Below are 24,091 nucleotides of genomic sequence, written 5' to 3' on the forward strand. Positions count from 1 at the left end.
CTGTTTTTCCGATTCAGAAAACAGGCATGCATGACAAAATAGAATGCATATCCTGAATTTGTTTTTATTTTTGCCGAGATATGGTTGGAGAATGTCTTTTTATTGGTTGAATAGTTATTTTTTCTACTGGCTATTTAGTAGCCGTCTTTTTCCGGATGGCTCTGAATAAATAATTTGGTCTTATAATCTCTTCATAATGGTACGTATCATTGTCACCGAGTCGCTATCCATATAGCCGACCGCTGTTGGTAATGCAGATTGCTTGACCACCACAATATCTTTCTGCAGATCAATAAAGAGATACTGGCCATGAATACCTCCCGCCATTAATTGCTGGCTTTCGGCAAAGACATACCACTGGCTGGTGTAGGAGGCGCCGGGCGTCCAGCCGGAAAACTCGGTATTAGCTGCATAAATAGCGGGGTCTGCACCTTTCGCGATACGACGAATGGTATCGGCGCTGATCAGTGTTTTGTCCTGATAACGGCCCTGATGGGCAATCAGTCTTCCCAGTCGGGCCATATCACGCAGGGTGGCACTGAATCCGGCACCGGCGACGTTGCGCCCCCAGGGGTCTGCCAGAAAATAACCGTCACGCTGACAACCTATTTCACTCCAGATCGCCTCCAGCAAACGGGCGCAGGGCTGACCACAGGCGCGCTCCATGACCCAGGCCAGCACCTCGGTGGTGGCGGTCACGTAATGGAAAAAGCCGCCGTGCTCGCCGTTCTTGCGCAGTGACGGCAGGAATTCATACAGCGAGCGGTACTGTTCATAGCCTGAAGGGGTGGGCTGGAAGCCACAGGCATAGCCGTATTGCGAGCTTTCTGAAGCGGGGTCGTCATACACCTCGCTGTAAGCGATACCGACCGCCATATCCAGCAGTTGTCGAATGCTGGCATCGGCAAAAGCACTGCCCGCCAGCTCCGGGATGTAGTCGAGTGTCAACGCCTGGTCATCGAGTTTGCCTTCACTGATCAGTTGTTCCGCCAGCAATCCAATAAGGGATTTGGTGACGGAGAACATGATGTGTCGGTCATTGGCCTGCTGACCCTGAAAATAGCGTTCGTAAACAATACGACCTTGCTGCATGACCAGAAATGCATCGGTATGGCTTGCCAGCAGATGCTCTAGCACGGTGACGTCTTCGCCGCAGGTGCTGGTGAAATGTAAGGAGTCCAGCGGGAGAAGGGAGGACTCCAGCACATCGGCGCCCGCGCTGCCCGCAGAAACACTGATCGATGGCCGCAAACGGGCAAGATGGCGGAACCCCCAGCGATTGAAAGGGGGATGCATCCAGTTGGACCAGGTGACGCGCAGCTCGGGCTCCGCCGGGAAGCCTTTCATGAAGGGCAGGGGCACTTCCTTGCCGGTTTCCAGCATCTCCCGGGCAAGCTGGTAGTGCTCACTCAGGGTCATGGTGTGGTTAAGCATGGTTTTCATCCAGTGGTGACTGAATCTGATGTGGCAAAAGTATTAATCCTATAAAAAAATTTAGTCAATAAAATATTTTGTTGATGTAAGTTAAGTTGCTATGCTTGCAGCACGAAACTGAGCGAGTGTGAGAAAACGTGAGCGGATTACGAGAACAGCAGAAGCTGGCGCGCAAACAGGCGATTGCCCAGTCTGCGGTGCGGCTGTTTGAACAGCAGGGATTCAGTGCAACCACCGTGGAGCAGATTGCCCGCGAAGCGGGGGTTTCATCGCCGACGGTATTTAAATATTTCAGCTCCAAGCAGGAGATCCTGCTGGAAATGCTGCGCGAGCAGGACCACAAAGCCATTGTTGATGTCACGGAAATCATCGATCAGTTTGATGATCCCCTCGACGCGCTGTGTGAGCTGGAGCGCTGCCTGATCACCAACAGCCTGCAGATACTGCCGGCAGCGTTCTGGCGTGAAGTGCTGCCGATCATTCTGATCGGAGGCAACAACGAATTGCCGGAAGCCTATCGGGCATCCAATGAGCAATTGCAACGGGAAATAGAGCGTCTGCTGGAGCGCCTGCAACTGCGCGGCAAGCTGCGCGCTGATGCAGATATTGCCGCCGCCGCTTTTCTGCTCAATGACTACTCCCATCTGCAGTTGCTGCGGCTGGTCAGTCAGGACCCGCCTGACATGGAGGCGCACTTCAGACAGGTGCGCAAGATTTCGGCACTGGTACTGCATGGGCTGCAGGGAGAGTGAATAAGATCGCCACGCGCTGATGCAGCACGCTTCAGCGCGCGGCAGGTCAGGGATCAGAATGCTGTGACCACAGTCACACCGGCGGTGGTAGCCCTGTCCATGGTCATCAGCGCCTCAATGGATTCTGCCAGCGTGATGGTGCGGCCCAGCAGTTTCTCGGGTTGCAGCTTGCCTGACATGATCATGGCCAGCATGGCATCGTAGCGATGAGCCTGCATGCCGTGGCTGCCGATAATTTCCAGCTCGTGGCCAATCACTCTGGCCATGGGAATAGCCGGGGTCGCGTGCTCGGCCAGCAATAAGCCCACCTGAATATGTTTCCCCAGCCTGCGCAGACTGTTGATGGAGTTGACGCAGGTGACAGGGTGCCCGAGCGCATCCAGGGAGACATGAGCACCCCCGCGGCTGATCTCTCTGATGGCTTCGGCAACGTTATCCACTTCACTGGCGTTGATCGTGGCCACCGCGCCCAGTGAGCGGGCCAGCGCCAGTTTGTCTTCACCGATATCAACCGCAATAACGTTCGCGCCAATGGCGTTGGCGATCATGATGGCGGACAGCCCGACACCCCCGCAGCCGTGCACCGCGACCCACTGGCCTGCGGAAACCTTGCCCTGATCGACGACCGCGCGGAAGGAAGTCACAAAGCGGCAGCCGAGACTGGCTGCTGTTGCGTAGTCCATATGTTCGGGCAGGGTGACCAGATTGACGTCCGCATTGTGCAGAGCCACCAGCTCAGCGAAGGAACCCCAGTGAGTAAAGCCGGGCTGCGTCTGAGCTCCACAGACCTGATGATTGCCCGAATAGCATTCAGGGCAGGCACCGCAGCCGCTGACAAAAGGCACGGTGACGCGGTCACCGACACGGAAGCGGCGCACATCCTTACCCACGGCAGCGATGACTCCCGCAAACTCATGGCCCGGTACGTGAGGCAGATGGATATCCGGGTCATGACCCATCCAGCCATGCCAGTCGCTACGGCACACCCCCGTCGCCTTGACCTGTACGACGACGCCATGAGCCTCTGGCGTGGGGTCAGGCACAGTCATTAACTGAGGAGCGGTACAGAAGTTCTCGTAGACGATGGCTTTCATTGCTGGTGACCTCTGCAGGCGGTGCTGGGTAGACGGCCTGTTATTGTTGGAAGCTGTGGGGCAGAACCGATTGCCCCGGTGCTAATCAGACTAGTCTCAACCACAGGAATTACTTTGCTTTTTCAGCTTGAAGCATTCCCTCGTCAGAAATAATCTTCTCCACTAGTGCTAAAAATAGGTGGAGTCTTCTGATGTCAGCAGTTGATAAGGTGGATCTGGACATTCTTGCCCGGTTGCAGCGTGATGGCCGGTTAACCAATGCCCGGCTGGCGGCCGATCTTTCGATCAGCGAAACACCGTGCTGGCGGCGTCTGAAGCGGCTGGAAGAGGAGGGCTATATCGAGGGCTATCAGGCCAATCTTGACCGGCGCAAGCTGGGGTTTGGCGTCATGGCGTTTGTGCAGCTGACCTGCACCGCGCACGATGAAGCCACCACTCGCGAGTTCGAGGCCATCATTGCCCATTCGGAGAACGTGCTGGCCTGTCATAACACGACCGGGGCCGCTGATTTTCTGCTGCAGGTCGTCGCCCGTGACCTTGATGACTACAGCCGCTTCGTCGAACGGGTGTTGCGCAAATTGCCGGGGGTATCGGCAATCTGCTCCAACATTTCATTGCGGGAGCTGAAGGCTTCCAATCGCTTGCCTTTGCTTTAGCAGTATTAAGTTGCAGCTCTAACTAAATAGATATAAAACGCGCTTTTTTATCTCCGCAAAGGAAAACAGTAAAAAGCGCATTTACAATTGCTACCTATCTTGGAGCTTTCTTAAAACGAGCACTGTCCTTATTGGATGTTCATTTTCTCCCTCAATATATTCATGAATCACTTCTGTAGAGTCTTTAAATAAGATCTTGAGCCCATCGGGGGTGAATCTCCAATAGTCTCCTGGAGTATCATGAATAGGGAAATTCATAGGGGCAGATATTATGGCAACTCCGCCAGGCTGCAGAACTCGTACTAACTCTCTGCTTAAGTCGAAGGGATTGGTGCAGTGCTCCAACACTTCTAAGCAAAGCGCAGAGTCAAAGGTATTGCTTTCGATATTATGCATGTCTTGCGCATTGGCTATAATATCTGTTTTTGGATAACGCTCCATGTCAAGTCGAATATGTTTGTTATTGTCAACTTCGATGAATAAGTCGCAGTGCTCACCCAAGACACCATCCCATCCTGCACCTATATCTATTATCTGCCCTTGTAAGAGACCACTATTGATACTGGATTTAACAATATCTCTGATGAATGGAATTCCCGCATCAGGGTCAGTTACAGGGATATCTGTCACTACGATACGAACATGTTTAGGAGGTGTAACAGTGCTTTCCTTCAGATCTAACTCATACTTGATATGGTCACCTTCATTTCCTGACACCGTAAAGCCAATAGATTCAAACACACCTGAAATTTGCCCATTTCTTCTTGTAGGTCGATAAAGTCCAACAATCTTTTGTGCATTCTTCAGTTTGGCTTTTTCTGCCAGTACAGAGATGATTGCTGACTCTACTCCCTTTCCCTGAATACGGCAGGAAAGCATGAGATCCTGAATTGTTGCGGTTGAGTCTTCATACTTTATGCAGGAAAATCCAATTGTTCCATAATCTCCATATTTATCTTTTGCTGCACAGAGATAACAGTCATGCTCTTCTGACTGTAACAAAAGCAAAACATCATTTGGGGAGTATCTATTTGACGAGAAATTAATTTGATTCGTTCTCAGTGTGATTTCGCTGATGCGATCGGCTGTTGCAGCAGAACATGGACCAACTTTTAGTAGAAGGGCACTTTGATTGAGGAACTGCCTGAAAGTCCCAGAGTATTCTGACTCCGCCTTAATGCGCTTTTCTTCTGCTACATAAGATGCTTTGCGGTGCTGACCCTCTTCATACGAGCTAGATATGGCCCAGTTGTTCTTGTTGTCAATCAGCTCCAGAAATTGGTGAGGATATGCTGTATTTATATTGTTGTATAAGTGTTTGACTTCTTCTTGTTCAAATGATGAGTCGTCAACAAATAAGCAGGCTTCCGGAGAAAATCTTACTAACTCTAATACCCTTCTAATTGCAATTGATTTAGGCTCAAAAGAGACCTCTTTTCTGAAAAATACTTCTGATAAATTAAATTTAGCTAACGCCTCTTCTACGTCAGGTAAATGATTCTTACTGACGACAGCCAGAAGCACACCTATATTATCAAGCCTTCTTAGTCCTTCAATCAGCTTATTGTCAGGTTGAACGTTATCTAATCCATCCTCCAGAAGCGTACCCTTCCAAAGAGTGTCATCAAGATCGACAAAAACCAGTTTAATTTGATCGGGCATTGTTATCACCAAGTCACAAGTTTATTTGGGAATTCACCCACTTCATCGCCAATCTCAAGTAAAACTGATCCAGCCTTAAGACTCTTATCTTCGCTGATCCAGCGTATAATACCTGTTCCTAGTGATACCAATTCACCATATGTAACTATGGGGCAATCAGAAATATCATCAATGACCTCATACCGTATTTCAGCCACGACATCATTGGCATTGATTCTGTCACCAATATTGAGATCCAGCCCTCTAACGCTACACATTGTATTGCTATCTGGAAATATGTCTGGAATTGTAAACTTCATGTTTTATCTCCAATCTTTAGCTTTATATCCAATGTTTTTACTGGGAAGTTATCTATTTTCTTATATTGTCGGTCAAATGGGATGCAGTCCAGTACTTTCATGGCGATGTGTTTATTCATTAACTCTGTAGGGTGTCTGTCGCTCATGAACCATATCTTCTCATCATAATCATCCCTGTCAAAAATATCTGATAAAGAAATAAAGTGCTGTCCGTGATCTCTTGAAATATCTCTTATTACGCTGCTGAAGCTATTTATTTTTTCTACTATTCGTGGGCTTATATTAGGTGCCTTCAGTATATCTATATTTATGATAGTGGCATTTTTATTTATTTTGGCAGCTTTTTCAGATAGCTTGCTTAGTACTTCATGGAATTCTTCAGCGGTATCACAATAGTCGAAAGTGGTGCTTTGGCTGTGGTCCAAGTATTGGTTGCTCTTTATTTCGTTAAAATCCTGAATGGTTCTTGCTGGAGTATGCTCCAGGCAGTCTACAGATCCTAAACATAGGATAATCACATCCGGACTATATTGAACTAACTCTTGTTCATGCATTTCAAAATAATGAAGGCCAGCTTTGGCTACGTTAGCTGGCATTGCAATATTCCAAATATCTGCATGGCTCCAGCGATAGATGAGGCTGCGGTCAAACATATACATATCTTTACCAAAGCCTTGTAGTTCTTCCAGAGTGGGTAGTTCATCACCTGTAGCTCTGGCGTTAATGTAATGCATTAAAATCGCTGGCCAGTATCCATGAACTGAGTATGTGTTCTGCAGTCTCTCCGCCCACAACCTGTTATTTTGCTCTCCCATAGAAGGTGGGCGCCTTCGATTTGACTCACTTGCCCCCATAACCAACAGACGAATACTCACAGCAAACACCATCAATAATTAGTATGTAACTATATTCTTGGAACATATTTAATGACAATTCTTAAAATAAATGGATGTCCATATGTCAATTTAATATGAGTTATTCTTTGGCAGATTATGATGTTGGAATATTACTATCCAGGGTTGGATGTGCCAAACATGTTGTGTCTTGTAGAGTCATGCTGGCAGGTGTGCATAGCCGCTACCGGCAGGCTTAACTGGCATCGGCTTAAGGAAGGATTGACTGTATTCATCAACATGAACACAGGCGATAGCCGACACCCTGCTCAGTCCGGATATAACGGGGTTGAGCAGGGTCATCACCCAGTTTCTGCCTTAAGCGACCAACCAGAATGCGCAGGTAGTGGCTGTCATCACGATGGACCTTGCCCCACAGCTGCTCCAGAAGAAACTGCTGGGTGACGACCTGATCAAGGTGCCGCGCCAGCAGCGTCAGCATGGCGTACTCCTTGCGTGAAAGGTGCAGTTCTTCGCCTGCCAGCGTGATGCGGCGGTGCACGAAATCCAGCAGCAATTCACCGATGGCCACCTGCTGTACCTCCTGCACGGCGTCGGCCTGAGGGCGGTTACGCAGCAGCACCCGCACCCGGGCCATAAACTCCTGTATGCCGAAAGGTTTGGTGACGTAGTCATGGGCGCCCGCATCCAGCGCCTGCACCTTATCGTCTTCCCGTGAACGGACAGACAGCACCAGCACCGGCGTCTGGCTCCATTCTCGCAGCCACTTCAGCACTTCGGTGCCGTCCATGTCCGGCAGGCCGAGATCCAGCACAATCAGGGCAGGATTGCCTAGTGCCGCCTGACGTATGCCTTCACTGCCGTTCTCAGCACTCAGGACCTCATAGCCTTCCGACTGCAGGGCAATCCTGAGAAAGCGGATGATCTGTGGCTCATCATCGATGATCAGAACGCGGTTGTTATTCATGACAAGGTGCGGTGTCCTGCAGGGTTAACATCAGTCGTCATCTTCGGGGAGTGGCGGCTGATTTTCCAGCGGCAAGTGGATGGACATGGTGGTACCGCGCTGGTCCGGCCCCGGCAGGGCAACCACTTTGCCACCATGAGCGCCCACCATGCCCTGACAGATGGCCAGCCCGAGCCCGGTGCCGCCACCCTGACGGTCACCTTTCTGCACGGAATAGAACATATCGAACACTCGTGCGCGATCTTCAGCACTGATGCCCGGCCCCTGATCACTGATCTGCAACACCAGCTCGGTGTGCTGCATGGCAGCGCTGATCAGAATTTCGCCATGATCGGGCGAGAAGCGGGCAGCGTTTTCCAGAATATTGATGATGGCCTGTTCGATCAGCGCCGCGTGCACATACAGCAGGGGCACGTCACGGCTGAGTTGCAGCCTGACCCGACAGTGGCTGAGCACCGAATGCAGGCGCTGCAATGCCGAGGCGATGATGTCATCAAGGCTGACCCAGTCACGCTCCAGCTTCATGCGGCCATAGCCCAGACGGGTCATGTCCAGCAGATTCTGGATGTAGCGGTTAAGCCGTTCGGCTTCCTGCAGAGTGGTTTCCAGCAGGCTGTGGCGATCATCCGGGCTCAGTCTGTCTTCATAGTGAATCAGGCTGGAGACCGCGCCGATCATACTGGCCAGCGGCGTACGCAGGTCGTGTGAAACAGATGAGAGCAGGGCGGACTTGAGCTGCTCGGTTTCACCCTGAATCCGGGCACTCTCCAGATCTTCATTGAGACGCGCCCGTTCCAGTGCCAGCACCAGCTGGCGGATCAGGGTTGCCAGCTGACTTTTGCGTTCCGGCTGCCAGGGCGGCGACTGAATACCCAGCAGTGCCAGCACACCGCGCTCGGAGACCAGTGGCATCCAGCACCAGTGGCTGCTGTTCAGGGTGTCGGTGCCTGCACCAGCGGGTAAGCCGCGTTGCCACGACCAGCGCGCGGTGGCCCATTCCCGCTCTTCGAGGATAGGATTATCTGCATCGCCCAGCAGCTGCAGCTGTTCTTCCGAGCGGCCGCGAACTACCACGACCGGGCCATTCAGCCACTCACTGATAAAGCGTCGCCCGCATTGCAGGATGCTTTTTTCATCAGCGGCGGTCATCAGCTGACGGCTGAGGCTGAACAGGGTATCCGTCGTGGCCTGGGCATAGCGCTGCGCCTGAATCTGTTCACGCAGGCGGACCGTCAGGCTGCCGATCACCGACGACAGGATCAGGAAGAAGCTGACGGTCAGAATGTCTTCACGGTGAAACATCATCAGGGTGTAGCGCGGCTCGGTAAAAAAGAAGTTGAAGCCGATAAAACCCAGCAGGGCGCTGAACAGGGCCGGGCCGACACTGGTGCGCAGCGACGCCACCAGCACACCGACCAGCAGCACCATGAGGATATTGGTGATGCCGAGCACATGATCAATGGCGATGGCAGTGGAGAAGGCCAGCAGCATGATGACACTGGCCTGCACATACTCGGACACCCGGCCACGCAGGCGCCATGGACGGGACGGATGCGGCTGCTCGGCACCGGCAAGAAAGGTCAGGGTGAACTGCTGACCATGTTTGAGCAGTCGCCTTGAAGTGTAGGGCACCAGCTTGCGCCAGCCTCGTCGGGGGCGATGTCGGCCCAGCAGAATATCGCTGACATGCTGGCGTTCAGCACAGGCCATCAGCTCTGCCGCGACATCGCGGCCCTGCAGACGCAGGCACTGGGCGCCCAGCTCTTCTGCCAGCAGGAACGACTGCCGCAGGCGCTGCTGGCCCTGTTCATCAAGGCTGCGGCCACGATCTACATGCACCACCAGCCACGGCATCTGGCGCAGTTCAGCACGCTGTTTGCCAAAGCGGATCAGCCGCTCGGCATCGGTGTCGGCATCAATGCACACCATCAGCCGTGGCTGCACTTCCTGCTCAGAACGCAGCCCCTGCGCCTGCAGATTCTGTTTGAACTCGGTATCGACATGAGCCGCCACGGTACGTAGCGACAATTCACGTAGTGCGGTGAGGTTGGGCAGGCTGAAGAAGGCTTCTATGGCGGCCCGGGCCTGTTCCGGCAGATAGACCTTGCCTGCCTTGAGGCGGCCAATCAGCTCTCGCGGCGGCAGGTCGACAAGAATGATCTCACTGGCCTGTTCCAGCAGCCGGTCGGGCACGGTTTCTCTGACCCGCACGCCGGTGATGCCCGCCACCGTGTCATTAAGGCTGGCGATATGCTGGATATTGACCGTGGTGTACACATCAATCCCCGCAGCCAGCAGCTCCTCGACATCCTGAAAGCGCTTGCGATGGCGGCCACTGCCAACATTGCTGTGCGCCAGTTCGTCGATCAGCACCAGCGGAGGGCGCCGCTGCAGCAGGCCGTCCAGATCCAGTTCCTGCAGATGGATACCCTGATAGTCCTCTACCCTGAGAGGGTACAGCGGCAGCTGTCTGGCCAGACGGGCGGTGTCTTCGCGACCGTGGGTTTCCACTATGCCGGTTACGACGCCGATGCCTTCGGCCTGTTTTTGCAGGGCCGCGTTGAGCATGGCGTAGGTTTTTCCCACGCCCGGTGCGGCGCCGAGAAATACCGTCAGTTTGCCGGGCTGTTCGTGCTTGAGCTGCGCCAGCAGGGCATCGGCTCTGTCATCCTGGTTCAACGTCGTTACTCACCTTGGATTGGCGTATGGGTATGGCATGGTTTCCCCTCTCCCCCAACCCCTCTCCCGCAAGGGGCGAGGGGAGTTGGTCCCATGTTTGGGGGCAGGCCGGTAGTGCGGATCAGCTCTGGTTAACCGGCTTTTGCGCCTCCAGCCCCGGTTAAGTAAAGCACCGAGGGAGTCGGTTCAGTGTTTGGGCGCAGGCCGGTAGTGCAGATCAGCTCTGGCTAATCGGCTTTTGCGCCTCCAGCCCCGGTTAAGCAAATCACCGAGGGAGTCGGTCCAGTGTTTGGGTGCAGGCCGGCATTACTATCAAGCAAACGGCAATTTTTCAGTGCACTCGAACAAGTCCCTCTCCCCTCGTGGGAGAGGGATTTAGGGAGAGGGGGCGCCGACTATCCTGCAAACTCAGATACTGCCATGGAACTAACGTCATTCGACCCGAATGTCTCATCAACGGACAGAAAGCAACTCATCCGTATCCAGCGCCATATTCAGCTGCAGCACATTGACTATCGGCTCCTCGCGTCCAGTGCGTTGTGCCAGCTGCTGCACCAGCGCTTCCACATCGGCAACAGGCACCTGCCGCGCAGTTGCCACCAGCGGCGCCTGATACAGCGCTGTGCTGAGATCAATCTCCGGGTCCAGACCGCTGGCAGAAGCATACACCAGTTGCGATGGCACCGGCTGATCAGGGCGCTGCTGATGCCAGTAGGCATAACGTTGTCTGATCTCAGCCACCAGCGCCGGATTGCTTTGCGCCAGATTACTGGCCGCACCATTTTTGTAATCGGAGGCGGATGGTCTGCCGTGAAAGTAGCCCGCTGCGCTGAACTGCTGCCCCAGCAGCGCTGAGCCGCGCAGCCGGTGCTGGCTGTCGAACAGCAGGCTGCCATTGCTCTGCCAGGGGAACAGCAGCTGGCCGATACCTGTCATCAGTAACGGATAGGCCAGTCCGCAAACCACCGTGGCCAGCAGCCACAAAGCAAAGGCGGTTTTGATGGCACTGTGCCAGCGGCTGCCGTGCTCGATGGTTGTCTGCGCGGCGACGGCTTCAGAAGATGGGTTTTGTTCACAGGGAGTATGTATCGTCATGGTGTTTTCCTCCGGCTCTCAAACCCAGCCAAGGGCGACCAGTAGCAGGTCGATCAGCTTGATACCGATAAAGGGGACAATCAGCCCGCCCACGCCGAAGATCAGCAGATTACGCCGCAGCAGCTGTTGTGCTGACTGGGCTTCGGCGTTGACACCGCGAAGCGCCAGCGGAATCAGCGCCGGAATGATCAGCGCGTTGAAAATGATGGCAGACAGGATGGCGCTGTCTGAGGAGTGCAGGTGCATCAGATTGAGACTGGCCAGCTGCGGGTAGAAGCCGGTAAACAGGGCGGGCAGGATAGCGAAGTACTTGGCCACATCGTTGGCGATGGAAAAGGTCGTCAGGGCGCCACGGGTGACCAGCAGTTGCTTGCCGACCCGCACCACATCCAGCAGTTTGGTCGGGTCAGAATCCATATCCACCAGATTGCCTGCTTCCCGTGCGGCCTGCGTGCCGTCATTCATGGCCAGACCGACGTCTGCCTGAGCCAGCGCCGGAGCATCGTTGGCACCGTCACCGCACATGGCTACCAGTCGGCCTTCACTCTGCTCCTGACGGATACGCGCCAGCTTTCTCTCCGGCGTGGCTTCTGCCATGTAGTCATCGACGCCCGCTTCGGCGGCAATAGCGGCGGCGGTCAGCGGGTTGTCACCGGTGATCATCACGGTACGGATGCCCAGCTGACGCAATTGCGCAAAACGTTCACGGATGCCGGGTTTGATCACGTCTTTCAGGTGGATAGCGCCGAGCAGCTGCCGGCCTTCGGTGACCAGCAGCGGTGTGCCGCCCGTGCGGCTGATCTGATCCACCTGATCGCGCAGTAACGCAGGCATGGCCTGACCCTTGATCGCGGTGCCCTGGCTGTCAGCCGCAAGCCAGTTCAGGACTGCATCTACTGCCCCTTTTTGCCATTCCTGACGCTCCCCCAGAACAGGATGACGCCAGGCGCCGGACAGGCGGGTTTCGGCAGTGAAGGCGATGGTGTTGAGATCAGTGCTGTCCTGCATGACGTCGCCATACACAGCGGCGAAGTGCTGCTGCACATAGTGGCGGATAGATTTCCCCTCCGGCGTGTCGTCGCCCAGCGAAGCATAGAGTGCGGCGCGCGCCAGTTGCTGCTGGCTGACGCCCTGTGCCGGCAGCAGGTTGTCGGCCATACGGTTACCAAAGGTGATGGTGCCGGTCTTATCCAGCAGCAGGGTCTGCACATCGCCTGCGGCTTCTACCGCCCGGCCTGATTTGGCCACCACATTGAGGCGCAGCATGCGGTCCATTCCGGCGATACCAATGGCTGACAGCAGACCACCGATTGTGGTGGGGATCAGCGTCACCAGCAGGGCAATCAGCGCCAGCATCGGCAGGGTGCCGCCGGAGTAGCTGGCAAAGGCGGGCAGGGTGAGCACTACCCAGAGGAAAATCAGGGTCAGGCCGGTCAGCAGAATACTCAGAGCCAGCTCATTGGGTGTTTTCTGGCGGCTGGCGCCTTCCACCAGCGCAATCATGCGATCCAGCGTCGATTCGCCGGGATTGGCACTGACGCGGATGACCAGCCAGTCGGACACCACGCGGGTATTGCCCGTCACTGCCGAGCGATCCCCGCCTGATTCGCGGATAACCGCCGCCGATTCGCCGGTGATGGCCGCTTCATTGACGGCAGCGACACCGCGTATCACTTCACCGTCGGCGGGGATCAGCTCGCCTGCCATGACCCGAACAAGATCGCCTTTGCGCAGCAAGGCAGCATTGACGCTCTGGCCGACAGTATCGTCGCTGTCTTGTACCTTGCGAGCCTGCAGATTCTGCTTCCCCGCCTTGAGGCTGTCTGCCCGCGCTTTACCACGGCCTTCCGCCAGCGCTTCAGCGAGGTTGGCAAACAGCAGGGTGGCCCATAACCAGCCGATAATCTGCCACGCAGTGCTGACGGACATGGCCGCCGTACCGCCGGATGACCCCAGCGTCTGGGGTGACAGCAGTGTCAGTACGGTGGCGAAGACAGCGCCGATTTCCACTACAAACAATACCGGCTGACGCACCATATGGCGTGGGCTCAGGCGTTGTACTGCCTGCCAGATAATCTGTAACCAGTACGATGCCGTGTGCTCTGCGCTGGTGCTGGCAGTAACGCTTGGGTCAGTCGCAGCGGCGGGCGCTTTGGTTGACACATTCATGCTGTGTTCCTCTCAGGAATGAATGGGCACGTGACAAGGGTGAACGCGTGCCCGTGTGTTCAGTCAGAAGCGGGTGATCAGGGAAGTGACAACGCCTCTGCCACCGGCCCCATCATCAGTACCGGGAAGAAGTTAAGGGCACCCAGCAGGCACAGTGACAGGGTCAGCAGGGCGATAAACAGTGGGCCGTGAGTGGGCAGCTCGGCTGCGCTGGCGGCACGTGGTGCTTTGCTGGCCAATGAACCAGCAATGGCCAGCACCGGGATAATGACGCCGTAGCGGCCAATCAGCATGGCCAGCCCCAGCAACATGTTTTGCAGCGGCTGACCCGCGGCAAAACCGGCGAAGGCCGAGCCGTTGTTGCCGGTAGCAGAGGCATAGGCATACAACCACTGGCTCAGGCCGTGCGGGCCGGGGTTGCTGGTGACGGCCTGCGGGTCACCCAACAGCGCCGTCAGGCTGCCCAGCACCAGAATCCCCAGTGGCATGGTCAGCAGGGCAACCAGCGCCCACTGGATTTCCCGCGCTTCAATCTTTTTACCCAGATAGGCAGGCGTACGACCAATCATCAGGCCCGAGAGAAACACGGCCAGCAGCACAAACAGCAGCATGCCGTACATCCCGGCACCGACGCCGCCGAAGATCATTTCACCCAGCAGAATATTGACCAGTGGCACCAGCCCGCCCCAGGCACTGAGGCTGTCGTGCATGGCATTGACCGAGCCATTGGAGGCGGCACTGGTCATGGCGGTCCAGAGTGCCGAAAGATCGATGCCGAACCGGCTTTCCTTGCCTTCCCAGTTGAGGCTATCGCTGAGTTGCAGTGATGCCAGCAGCGGGCTGAGACGACCTTCCGACCAGAGCAGCACACCTAGTCCCAGCAGCAACAGCGCACTCATGGTAATAAACAGCGCCACCGCCTGACGGCGATCTCTGACGTAGTGACCAAAGGCAAACACAAACCCGGCCGGGATCAGCAGAATGGCCGCGCACTGCAACAGATTGCTGAGCAGGGTGGGGTTCTCGAAGGGATGGGCAGAGTTGACGCCAAAGAATCCACCGCCGTTGGTGCCCAGTTGTTTGATGGCAATCTGCGAGGCGGCCGGACCACCGGGAATCCACTGCTGACCGCCGTCGAGCGTGCTGGCACTGAGGTAGGCATTAAAGTTCTGCGGCACGCCCTGCCAGATCAGCACCAGTGCCAGCAGCAACGACAGAGGCAGTAGCAGGTACACCACGCCCCGATACAGGTCACGACCAAAGTGGCCGACGCTGTGACTGGAGCGGCGCGCGATGCCGCGGAACAGGGCGATAGCCACGGCCATGCCGGTGGCCGCACTGACAAAGTTCTGCACGCCCAGACCGAGCATCTGGCTCAGATAGCTCAGGCTGTCTTCTCCGCTGTAAGCCTGCCAGTTGGTATTGCTGACAAAGCTGACGGCGGTATTGAAGGCCAGATCAGCACTTAACCCCGGCAAATGCTGCGGATTGAGCGGCAGATGGCCCTGTGCCAGTAACAGCGTAAACAGCAGAACGAAGCACAGCAGATTGAACACCAGCAGATAGAGCAGGTAGCTACGCCAGTTCTGTTGCTCCGACCAGTCAAGCCAGTGCGCCAGACGCTGCTCGACAATATCAGCGCGGTGGTGTTCATAAATACGGTGAATCCAGCGGCCAAGTAATGGCGCAGGCAGCAAGGCCAGCGCCAGTATCAGCAGCACGCCGGCCGTTGAGGTGAGGGAAAGAAAGGCTGGGTTGGTCATGATCATGCCTCTGCTCAGAACTGTTCAGGACGAAACAGGGCGTAAAGCAGATAAGCACTGATGGCGACACCAGACAGTATCGCCAGACCTTGCAGGATGGTCATTGCACTACTCCTGTGATGGGAAGGAATGGGAGTAGTGTGCGGATTCGCGGCGTAAAAATTCGATGGCGATCTGTAGGCCGGACCGTAAAAAAAACATAAAAAAGACGGGTTTGCCTGTGGCGCAGGGCGGTTTGACCCGCGCCACGGAGGGAAGAGTGAGCCTGCCTATTTGTGCCGGCTAGGGTGCCGGAGATGTGCCAGCAAGGTTTCGGGGGCTGCAGCAAAGTCGCGGGTGCTGCCCTGACAGCGGGTCGCCTCTTCGCGATGCTCCGGCTGCAGGGAAAAGCAGTCTTCACTCAGGCGCATATCGGCCAGAGTCTGATAGCTGTCCAGATCAAACTGACGCCCGGTCGCGACGATAATGGCGCGGCGCAGGATAAAAGCGTGCTCGGCTTCATCGATGGGCAGGGTTTCAGTCCACTGGCGAAAGCCCTGTTCAGTGGAGTAGCCCGCAGCGGTGGCGGGGGAGGTAATCCATTCGCCGTCGATCTGCCAGTCCATGATGCACTGGCCATCCATCAGCAGTTGCGCCCGGCCTTGCCCCAGATCGGTCACTTCCCGCAGCTTGGCATAGCCCGGTCGGGGGCGGTCAGAAACGATGGCCTGGTAACGGCGATGTACAGTGGGCAGGTGCGAAAAGGCTGACGCCAGCCCGGCCAGATCAAACAGATGCACACACTGGTAGCGCCGTTTCAGGTACTTGCCGACATCGGTCGCTCGTGACACCAGTGGCTGGCCGATCAGCTCCCTGAGCTTTTCGGTGGCACCGCTGCAGGTGGTCCAGGGCACCCGTACAGCGGTGGCCTGCACGTCGGTCACGATGCCGTCCTGATGATGAACACTGACCCCGAAATGGTGGAAGTCATCTTCCAGCCAGGCGGTGGTCTCGTTGTGGTTGATGTTACGCAGGTCAATCAGTCGATGCAGGCTGGCGCGTGTGCCTGAGTGATCGTCTGCGTGGTGTTTTCCTGTTGCGCCTTTGTTATTGGTCGTCACGTCCACTCCTCAAAACCTGTTCCATAGCATGTTCACATGCATCTGCCGGGTCGCCGTATGGTCTTGGTGAGTGGAAAGTATTGCCTGTCCGTTGTGGGCTGTCTGACGCCTGTCTCGCAACGGATCGTTGTTGCGTGGTGGACGCAATGTTACATAGCCGCCGCAGGATGCTGACACAGAGGACGAAATAAGGAGCGGATACGTGGCAAGGGCCGTCAATCCGGTAGCTGGCAGGGTGGTCACGGGCCTCAGAGTAGTCGGTCTGCTGCAGGATTGTCGGGGAAGAATTGTTGCTGAGGGCGCCGAACGCAGAGTGGCGGAGCACTCTGCGACGGACTGTTGCAGATCAGTTGCTGGCGCGGTTCTGAATCTGTTCAGGTGCTCAGTTCACCACTACCCAGAGCTTGCGCACGGTTTCGATGGTTTTCCAGACACCGACAAAGCCGGGCTTGAGGACAAAGGTATCGCCCGCCTGCAGGCGCACAGGCTCACCGCCGTCTTCGGTGATTTCCACCACGCCAGACAGAATGGTGCAGTATTCCCACACTTCGCCCTTGATCGAGCGGGTCGTGCCGGGGGTGGCTTCCCATACGCCGGTGCTGACTTTGCCGTCTTTGGCGCTGTCCACGTTCCAGGTCTTGAACTGGGGCGATCCTTCAATCAGGCGTTCGGGCAGGGGGCCGCTTTCCTTGGCGGTACCGAGATTATCCAGAGCAAAGACTTTGAACAGCGCGGGTTTAACCTGAGTGCTGGTGTCAGACATGGGGGATTTCCTGTAGGCAACGTGAGGGTTGGATAGCAGAATTTTACGCAGGTCGGCTGGCAGTAAAGGCCGATCACAGGGAGGCGGCTGTGGCTTTACGTCAAAAATGCAGATCGAACAGCATTTTCTGCGGCAAGCATCATGTGGCTGGGCACCAGAGCGGGTGGCCGCTGCCACGCAGGCCGAAGCGGGTCGTTCAAAAGGCACCGCTCGAAAGGCGCAGGTTAAAAAAGTTAACTAGTGAACTATATAGGGGCGCAGAAATACTAAAGCGCACCAATCTGATGCGCTTTGACGTTTTATATGGAAGGTGATTTTTGCTGAAGGTGTTTTTTGCTGAAAGTGACTGCCGGGCTTAGCAGCAGCGAATCCGGTCCAGATAGGTCTGCTGTTTGACCAGATTCTGATAGTCGAGTGGGGTGGCATTGACCAGCTTCTTGAATTCCCGCAGGAAGTGCGACTGATCACTGAAACCCAGATCACAGGCCAGCTCGGAAAAGGCCACCTTGTTATGGCGGCTGTGATTGATTTCGTAGACAGCAGACTGGCCACGAATCATACGGCTGAAGGCCTTGGGTGAAAGACCCAGATCATCCTGAAACTGGCGCTGCACGGTGCGGCTGGTAAAGCCGGTGACTTCTTCAAGATCACGCATCTGCAGATTGCCTTTGTGCTGCAGAATCGTGCGGACGGCCAGCGATGTCACCGCAGACTGCTTGCGAGTGCTTCTTTTCGCCACAAACTCCTTCAGCAGTGTTACCTGCCGGGCAAAATCCTGCTCACTGACAATCTGCTCGAACAGGCTGTGCGCACCGGGCACGGCATCCAGAAAATTGAGCTTCTGGTCAATCATTTCTGCCGCCGATGCCTTGACGAAATCAGGGACCAGGCCGGGGGCATAGCGCACCCCAAAGTAGCGGTGCTTATGAATAAAGCGGGCGCTGGTTGCTTCCACCGCGGTGCCACAGACAACCGCATTGGGCGCGCTCGGGTCGCAGTCAAAGACGATATCCACGCAGCCGTCGGGGATCGCCATGGTCATGCCATGAGTGTGATCGGCCTCAAAACTGTAGTAGTGGGAAATCATCGGATCATCAGAGGCAAACAGCGAAAAATACTCAGCCGCACTCATCACAAACCAGGGTTGTTTGGAGTGTATGCCCGCCACGCGATAAACCACGGATGATGACATGGAGCTGACCTGTGCTGATGACCTTATTGCTGTGTTACCTGTCAGGGTAAGTGCTGGCTTCGACGCGTTTTTGACTCCGCCTTCACCACTGCTTTTGCCCGACTCTTTAACAGGCTGTTAAAAAGCACGCAAAAAGAATGCCATTGAACAGGCATCACGATGACCTGCTGCGCATTATTTAATTTTTCCCTTTAATCCATGTCGCAAATCTTCAATACGCATGCAGACGTCGCGGCTAGCATCGAAAAATACCCGCCCCACAGTGAATTGACGGGTAGCAGTTTAATTCAGCGATTTTCGAATAATCCGAAATAGCTGAATACCCCGGTAATTGCCAATGAGCACCTTTATTTATGGGTGTTGTTCAGGTCAGTGTTTTAAAGGTGAAGCCATGTCCGAAAATACAAAGATTGATTTTATTTATCTGTCAGAGCAAGACATGATCAAAGCCGGTGTCACCGATATGCCCAAATGCGTCGACACCATGGAAGAAATGTTTGCGCTGCTGTACAAGGGCGATTACCGCATGGCTGGCCCCAACAGCGATTCCCACGGGGCGATGATTACCTTCCCTGAACAGTCACCCTTTGCCACCATGCCCAAACCTACCGCTGATCGCCGTCTGATGGCGATGCCTGCGTATCTGGGCGGTGATTTTCAGACCTGTGGCGTGAAGTGGTATGGCTCCAACATCGCCAACCGTGACAAGGGTCTGCCACGCTCGATCCTGATGTTTACCCTGAGCGACGTCGATACCGGCGCGCCCATGGCCTACATGTCTGCCAACCTGCTGTCAGCCTATCGTACCGGCGCGATTCCCGGTGTAGGTGCCCGCCATCTGGCACGTAAAGACGCCAAAGTCATCGGCTTGCTTGGTCCGGGCGTCATGGGCAAAACCTCGGTGTCTGCCTTTATGGCGGCCTGTCCGCTGATTGATACCATCAAGATCAAGGGCCGTGGCCGTAGAAGTCTGGAAGACTTCCTTGCATGGGTGAATGAAACCTTCCCGCAGATCACCACCGTCGAAGTGGTGGACTCCATCGAAGACGTGGTGCGTGGTTCCGACATCATCACCTACTGCAACTCCGGTGAAACGGGCGATCCCTCTACCTATCCGCTGGTCAAGCGGGAATGGGTCAAACCCGGCGCTTTTCTGGCGATGCCTGCTTCCTGCCGCATGGATGAGGAGATGGAAGGGCCGGATGTCCGCAAAGTGCTCGATAACACCGGCCTCTATCAGGCCTGGTACGAAGAAGTGCCCAAACCAGCCCACAACTGCATTCCGCTGGTCGGGGTGCGCTTCATGGACATGATCGCCGAGGGCAAGCTGACGCTGGATGATCTGGAAGACATCGGCAAGATCGTTGCCGGCGAGGCTCCGGGTCGCCGCAATGACGACGAGATCATCATCATGTCTGTCGGTGGCATGCCGGTAGAGGATGTGGCCTGGGCTACCAGGATTTATCGCAACGCGCTGGCCAATAACATCGGCGTGAAACTCAATTTGTGGGATGTGCCGGTATTGCGCTGAGTGCGCGCAGACAACGGCTGCTAGTTAATCAGCGGCCCTTGAATAAGCAATGCATGAATAAGCGCAGCATTAATAAGCACAGCATGAATAAGTACTGAATTAACAACGTGCCTGTTTTCCCGGGTGAATGCGTTCTGAGCGATATGGGACGATTCACACTCAGTGAATGGCAATAGCGGGCGGTTTAGCTATTCGCCATTTATTGCAGTGCAACGATATTGGCTATTTCGATTGGCAACAGGTGGCTGGCCGAATTGTTTTTGAATATGAGCGATAAATAAAATGACAAAGATTGTGAAAGTTAAAACCGGCTCCAAATTCGAGGAAATGGGCAGTTATTCCCGGCTGGTGGCCGTTGATAACTGGATTTATGTCTCCAACACCGCCGGTCGTAATCCGCTGACCAAAGAAATTCCCGAAGATGTCATCGCCCAGACCGAGCAGGTGTTCGCCAATATCGAAAGCGCGCTGGCGGCGGTCGGTGCTTCGCTGGCCGATGTGGTGTTCTCCCGCGTGTTCATTCAGGACCCGCAGCATGTGCAGGCAGTGATGGACTTCATCGGCAACAAATTCCGCGGCATCGACCCTGCCACCACCGTGACCTGCCCACCGCTGGGCTCCACTGTCTACAAGGTGGAGCTGGAAGTGACGGCCTATCGCGGCGCGGCCAGTGCGGACGTCGAACGTATCCAGATCGGCTAATAACCCTAGCCGGGCTTCTGGCCAGCTTTTCAACGGCCTGCCCGGCAAACGCGGGTCTGGCAAAAACCCTCGCTGGGCGAAACAGGTTGCAGGAATGGTGTTATGACAAAGGCACTTGAGGCGGTAAAGACGCAGGATCAGCTACCGGTATCGACGGAAGTGGTGATCATTGGTGGCGGTATTGTGGGCGTGACGGCAGCGCTGGTGCTGGCGGAGCGCAATATTCCCGTGGTGTTGCTGGAAAAGGGCCATATCGCTGGCGAGCAGTCCTCCAGAAACCTGGGCTGGATTCGTAAAACCAGTCGTCATGCCCATGATGTGCCGCTGGCCATGGCCGCAGACCGGCTCTGGGCTGAGATGCCTGCCCGTATTGGCCGGCAAGTGGGCTATCAGCAGGCGGGCATCATGTTTCTGGCCCGTTCAGAACAACAGATGGCGATGTATGACGGCTGGCTGAAGTCGGTCGACGGGCTGGAGCTGGATTCAAAACTGCTCAGTCCGGAAGAAATTGACCAGCGTGTTCCCGGTGGCAGAGGTAACTGGCTGGGTGGCATCTATACCGCCTCCGATGGCCGTGCCGAACCTGCGCTGGCGACCAGCGCGATGGCGGCAGCGGCGGTCGGGAAGGGGGCGGTGATGGTTCAGCACTGCGCCGTACGCACCCTGTCAACGACGGCGGGCCGGGTCAGCGGCGTGGTGACGGAACGTGGCGAGATTCGCTGCAATCAGGTGCTGCTGGCAGGGGGGGCGTGGTCACGGCGTTTTCTCGGAAACCTCGGTGTGGCGCTGCCGACCTTGCCGCTGATCTGCTCAGTTCTGCGCACCAGACCCATGCAGGGGCCGACCGATATCGCCGTGGGCGCACCGGATTTCTCCTTCCGTAAGCATAAGGACGGTGGCTTCATCATTACTCAGCGCGGGGCGCTGGATGCGCCCATCTGCCTTGATCACCTGCTGATTGGCTGGCGCTATCTGGAGCAGCTCAAGGCCCAGCGCAGTTTCCTGCGGGTGAAGCTGGGGCGCCATTTCCTCCGCGATCTGGCGCTGGCCCGCAGCTGGCGCTCAGGCAGCGTCACCCCGTTCGAGCAGGTGCGGACCATGGATCCACAGTTCAACCCCAGTCTGAATCAGGAAGCGCTGGATAACCTGAGTCAGGCCTGGCCGGTATTTGAGCAAGCGCAGGTGGAAGAGGCCTGGGCGGGGCTGATTGACGTCACACCGGATTCCAACCCCGTTATTGACCGGATTGAAGCCATACCGGGGCTGACCATCGCCACCGGCTTCTCCGGTCATGGTTTTGGCACCGGCCCCGCGGCAGGGCAGCTGGCTGCCGATCTGGTGACGCAATCCACACCGCTGATCGACCCGACACCCTATCGGTTCGGCCGGTTGTAGTTCATCCGTAATGCAATACCTCTGTTCCATGCGAAAAGACTGAGGCTCAGATCCTGTTCACGATCTCGCGAGCTAAGGCCAGTCAAGGCGAAAAGCGCTGAGGCAGCGGAGTTTACTTAAGGTAAATGAGCATGCCGAAGCTCTTTTCAACGCCGAGTGGCCGACGCGCCGCAGATCGTGTTCAGGATCTTAAGCACAACACAGCAGGGCATGGACAGAGTACCCAAGCGCATTCGTGGTTGAGTGAATGCGCTGCGGGCAGGCGAAAAGCATCAGAGAGACAGAAACGACTGGCCATCAGGCTGTATCTCCCGACGCTTTTCACCCTGATGTGGTCGACATGCTGCAGTTCGTGAAAACGTTCATAAATCCACGAGGGCAAAGCAATGAGCAATATAACTGACGCGAGGGGCCTGACATCGGCTGGACTAGCCGCTGCTTCTGACACCCGCAGCAAACTGCGATTACCCACCATGATGGCCATCTGTATCGGGCTGGTCATCGTGCAGGGAGCCATGATTTCGGCCATACAGGGCGTCGGCATCGGCGGTATGGCCTTCGTGGCGGCCATGGTGACAGCGCTGATTATTGCGCAGTTCAATGCCATGACCTTCTCCGAGTTGTCCCTGATGTTCCCGCAGGAAGGTACGCTGGCGACCTACACGCAAAAAGCCATTGGCCACTTTCCGGCTATCGTGTCGGTCTTCGCCGGTTATGTGGTGGTGGCCGTGCTGGCCATCCCGGTTGAGCTGTTTCTGGTGGATGCCATGCTGGAGAAACTGCTCCCCGGTGTGCTGCCTGAAAAAGCCCTGCCGCTGCTGATTCTGGCCATCTTCACCCTGACCAATCTGGTGGGGGCGGATGTGTTTGCCCGGGTACAGAACGTGCTTGCCTTTGTACTAGTCAGTGCGCTGGTGATTGTCGGTGCGGTGGCGATTACCGGCATGGCGGAGCCTCATCCGCAACTGGCAGGCCCGACGGTGGACTGGGGTTTTGACGGTGTGCTGAACGGCAGCTTCCTCGGTCTGGTGACACTGGCCATGTGGACCATGGTCGGCGTGGAGTTTATCTGCCCGCTGATCAACGAAGTACGCAACCCCGAGACCAACATTCCGCGAGCCATGCGCCTGTCTCTGTTTGCCATCTTCCTGATTTTCCTGGCCTTTATCTTTGGTGCCAGCCTTTATCTGAACGTTAGTTCCATGCTGGAATCACCGATTCCCTATCTGGATTACGTGCAGGCGGTGTTCGGCAAATCCGGGCTGATGATTGCCACCATCATGGGGCTGGCGGCCACCTGCAGCACCGTCAATACCGTGCTGGCCTCGGTGCCACGCATGCTGCACGGTATGGCCATGCAGGGGCAGGCCTTCCCGCAGCTGAAAGCCATCAACCGCTTCAGGGCTCCCTGGATCGGGATTGTCATGCTGGCCGTGCTGAGCAGCCTGCCGTATCTGCTGCTGGATATGGATTCACTGGTGGTACTGGTGATTGCCGCGACCACCAGCTGGTTGCTGGCTTACGTGATTGCCCATGTCAACGTGATCGTGCTGCGCAAACGTCTGCCTGACTATCACCGCCCGTACCGCACACCGTTTTATCCTCTGCCGCAGGTGATCGGTATCGTCGCCATGATCTATGTGATGCTACATAACTCACCGTCACCGGAGATGACCACCGAGGTGTACAGCATTACCGGCGGCATCCTGCTGGTGATCAGTATCATCGCGGCGCTGTGGGTGCGCCTGTACATGAAGCGCGGGTTGTTTGAGCCGGATGCCGTTGAAGGCTAACAGGTCGTTGAAAATCTATCTGCGTTGCCGAATACCGCGTCAAAAACAGGCTCAAAAATGCTCATTTAGTCCACTAAACTCCGCTTTTTCGCCTGTGTTTTCCTTGTCTCGGCTGCCTCGATAACGTTTTTCAACAGCTTGCTAAGGCCTGCAGCACATTCTTACCGAAACGCTGTCGCTGCATCTCATTC

At 55.8% G+C, this 24,091-nt stretch carries 20 protein-coding genes; 6 read left to right on the forward strand and 14 right to left on the reverse strand.

Annotated features, from left to right (window positions below; all coding sequences use genetic code 11):
• Positions 1–180 precede the first annotated feature (180 nt).
• Complete coding sequence (locus tag WH50_RS12615; RefSeq protein WP_110187630.1) at positions 181–1,434, reverse strand: serine hydrolase domain-containing protein; 1,254 nt, start codon at positions 1,432–1,434, stop codon at positions 181–183.
• Between the two features lie 137 nt (positions 1,435–1,571).
• On the opposite strand from WH50_RS12615, the gene WH50_RS12620 reads away from it, so the two are divergent.
• A complete protein-coding gene (locus WH50_RS12620; protein ID WP_110187631.1) occupies positions 1,572–2,186 on the forward strand; it encodes a TetR/AcrR family transcriptional regulator in 615 nt (204 codons plus the stop codon).
• Positions 2,187–2,239: 53 nt separating this feature from the next.
• Here the strand turns inward: WH50_RS12620 and WH50_RS12625 are convergent, their stop codons facing one another.
• A complete protein-coding gene (locus tag WH50_RS12625) occupies positions 2,240–3,280 on the reverse strand; it encodes a zinc-dependent alcohol dehydrogenase family protein (RefSeq protein ID WP_110187632.1) in 1,041 nt (346 codons plus the stop codon).
• A gap of 191 nt (positions 3,281–3,471) precedes the next feature.
• Here WH50_RS12625 and WH50_RS12630 point away from each other — a divergent pair, with 191 nt between their 5' ends.
• Positions 3,472–3,936 carry an Lrp/AsnC family transcriptional regulator gene (locus WH50_RS12630; protein ID WP_110187633.1) on the forward strand — a complete coding sequence of 155 codons (465 nt, stop codon included), beginning with the start codon at positions 3,472–3,474 and terminating at the stop codon, positions 3,934–3,936.
• A 90-nt stretch (positions 3,937–4,026) separates the two neighbouring features.
• Here WH50_RS12630 and WH50_RS12635 read toward each other — a convergent pair whose 3' ends face one another.
• The 12 genes from WH50_RS12635 to WH50_RS12690 form a co-directional block, all read right to left on the reverse strand.
• Complete coding sequence (locus WH50_RS12635; protein ID WP_110187634.1) at positions 4,027–5,598, reverse strand: HAD-IIIC family phosphatase; 1,572 nt, start codon at positions 5,596–5,598, stop codon at positions 4,027–4,029.
• Positions 5,599–5,603: 5 nt separating this feature from the next.
• The gene (locus tag WH50_RS12640) at positions 5,604–5,897 is read right to left on the reverse strand and encodes a hypothetical protein (RefSeq protein ID WP_110187635.1); all 294 of its coding nucleotides are present in this window, start codon (positions 5,895–5,897) and stop codon (positions 5,604–5,606) included.
• Positions 5,894–6,772, reverse strand: coding sequence for an SGNH/GDSL hydrolase family protein (locus WH50_RS12645; RefSeq protein ID WP_165838409.1), 879 nt, complete (start codon positions 6,770–6,772; stop codon positions 5,894–5,896). The genes WH50_RS12640 and WH50_RS12645 overlap by 4 nt, the downstream gene beginning before the upstream one ends.
• A gap of 253 nt (positions 6,773–7,025) precedes the next feature.
• A complete protein-coding gene (locus tag WH50_RS12650; RefSeq protein WP_110187637.1) occupies positions 7,026–7,718 on the reverse strand; it encodes a response regulator in 693 nt (230 codons plus the stop codon).
• Positions 7,719–7,748: 30 nt separating this feature from the next.
• Entirely contained in the window at positions 7,749–10,397 is a 2,649-nt protein-coding gene (locus WH50_RS12655) for a sensor histidine kinase (RefSeq protein WP_110187638.1), read from the reverse strand.
• A gap of 453 nt (positions 10,398–10,850) precedes the next feature.
• Entirely contained in the window at positions 10,851–11,492 is a 642-nt protein-coding gene (gene kdpC / locus WH50_RS12660; protein WP_110187639.1) for a potassium-transporting ATPase subunit KdpC, read from the reverse strand.
• Positions 11,493–11,510: 18 nt separating this feature from the next.
• Positions 11,511–13,661, reverse strand: a complete 2,151-nt coding sequence (gene kdpB / locus WH50_RS12665; protein WP_110187640.1) for a potassium-transporting ATPase subunit KdpB — start codon at positions 13,659–13,661, stop codon at positions 11,511–11,513.
• 77 nt (positions 13,662–13,738) lie between these two features.
• On the reverse strand, positions 13,739–15,424 hold the full coding sequence (gene kdpA / locus WH50_RS12670) for a potassium-transporting ATPase subunit KdpA (RefSeq protein ID WP_110187646.1): 1,686 nt from the start codon (positions 15,422–15,424) through the stop codon (positions 13,739–13,741).
• Between the two features lie 14 nt (positions 15,425–15,438).
• Positions 15,439–15,528, reverse strand: a complete 90-nt coding sequence (locus WH50_RS12675) for a potassium-transporting ATPase subunit F (protein WP_104151746.1) — start codon at positions 15,526–15,528, stop codon at positions 15,439–15,441.
• A gap of 165 nt (positions 15,529–15,693) precedes the next feature.
• Positions 15,694–16,524: a DUF2889 domain-containing protein gene (locus WH50_RS12680; RefSeq protein WP_165838410.1), complete on the reverse strand. Its 831-nt coding sequence runs from the start codon at positions 16,522–16,524 to the stop codon at positions 15,694–15,696.
• A gap of 382 nt (positions 16,525–16,906) precedes the next feature.
• Complete coding sequence (locus WH50_RS12685; protein WP_104151748.1) at positions 16,907–17,287, reverse strand: cupin domain-containing protein; 381 nt, start codon at positions 17,285–17,287, stop codon at positions 16,907–16,909.
• A 355-nt stretch (positions 17,288–17,642) separates the two neighbouring features.
• A complete protein-coding gene (locus WH50_RS12690) occupies positions 17,643–18,479 on the reverse strand; it encodes a helix-turn-helix domain-containing protein (protein ID WP_110187642.1) in 837 nt (278 codons plus the stop codon).
• Between the two features lie 391 nt (positions 18,480–18,870).
• Between WH50_RS12690 and WH50_RS12695 the strand changes: the two genes are divergently transcribed.
• From WH50_RS12695 to WH50_RS12710, 4 genes are all read left to right on the forward strand, one after another.
• The gene (locus WH50_RS12695) at positions 18,871–20,010 is read left to right on the forward strand and encodes an ornithine cyclodeaminase family protein (protein WP_104151751.1); all 1,140 of its coding nucleotides are present in this window, start codon (positions 18,871–18,873) and stop codon (positions 20,008–20,010) included.
• Positions 20,011–20,292: 282 nt separating this feature from the next.
• Positions 20,293–20,712, forward strand: coding sequence for a RidA family protein (locus WH50_RS12700; RefSeq protein WP_104151752.1), 420 nt, complete (start codon positions 20,293–20,295; stop codon positions 20,710–20,712).
• A 102-nt stretch (positions 20,713–20,814) separates the two neighbouring features.
• Positions 20,815–22,107 (forward strand): NAD(P)/FAD-dependent oxidoreductase, encoded by a 1,293-nt coding sequence (locus WH50_RS12705; protein ID WP_110187643.1) that lies wholly within the window; start codon positions 20,815–20,817, stop codon positions 22,105–22,107.
• Between the two features lie 386 nt (positions 22,108–22,493).
• On the forward strand, positions 22,494–23,900 hold the full coding sequence (locus tag WH50_RS12710) for an APC family permease (protein ID WP_110187644.1): 1,407 nt from the start codon (positions 22,494–22,496) through the stop codon (positions 23,898–23,900).
• The last annotated feature ends 191 nt before the right edge of the window (positions 23,901–24,091 follow it).

The organism is Pokkaliibacter plantistimulans (assembly GCF_003194385.1).
GTDB classification, from domain to species: Bacteria; Pseudomonadota; Gammaproteobacteria; order Pseudomonadales; family Balneatricaceae; genus Pokkaliibacter; species Pokkaliibacter plantistimulans.